General features: G+C 52.3%; 5 tRNA genes and 1 rRNA gene. All 6 read left to right on the forward strand.

The window, feature by feature from the left end:
* A 5S ribosomal RNA gene (gene rrf, locus ACW2QC_RS20245) occupies positions 1–94 on the forward strand; the annotation flags it as partial.
* A gap of 10 nt (positions 95–104) precedes the next feature.
* Positions 105–180 (forward strand) — tRNA-Val (locus ACW2QC_RS20250).
* Between the two features lie 28 nt (positions 181–208).
* Positions 209–284, forward strand: a tRNA-Thr gene (locus ACW2QC_RS20255).
* Positions 285–296: 12 nt separating this feature from the next.
* Positions 297–372 (forward strand) — tRNA-Lys (locus ACW2QC_RS20260).
* Between the two features lie 5 nt (positions 373–377).
* Positions 378–462: transfer RNA gene (locus ACW2QC_RS20265), tRNA-Leu, on the forward strand.
* Between the two features lie 15 nt (positions 463–477).
* Positions 478–552, forward strand: a tRNA-Gly gene (locus ACW2QC_RS20270).
* The last annotated feature ends 4 nt before the right edge of the window (positions 553–556 follow it).

Below are 556 nucleotides of genomic sequence, written 5' to 3' on the forward strand. Positions count from 1 at the left end.
CCACACCTGTTCCCATGCCGAACACAGTAGTTAAGCTCTCCAGCGCCGATGGTAGTTGGGGCTTTGCCCCTGCAAGAGTAGGACGCCGCCAGGCATTACATATAGGAGGATTAGCTCAGCTGGGAGAGCACCTGCCTTACAAGCAGGGGGTCGCAGGTTCGAGCCCTGCATCCTCCACCATCTTGTTCTTTTGACAAAAAATATATTGGCCGGTCTAGCTCAATTGGTAGAGCAACTGACTTGTAATCAGTAGGTTGGGGGTTCAAGTCCTCTGGCCGGCACCACTTTTAATGTTAGAGCCATTAGCTCAGTTGGTAGAGCATCTGACTTTTAATCAGAGGGTCGGAGGTTCGAATCCTCCATGGCTCACCATTCTTGCGGGTGTGGCGGAATTGGCAGACGCGCTAGACTTAGGATCTAGTGTCTTTCGACGTGGGGGTTCGACTCCCTTCACCCGCACCATTCATTAATAAATATGCGGAAGTAGTTCAGTGGTAGAACACCACCTTGCCAAGGTGGGGGTCGCGGGTTCGAATCCCGTCTTCCGCTCCAATTC

Source organism: Virgibacillus sp. FSP13, from assembly GCF_054048505.1.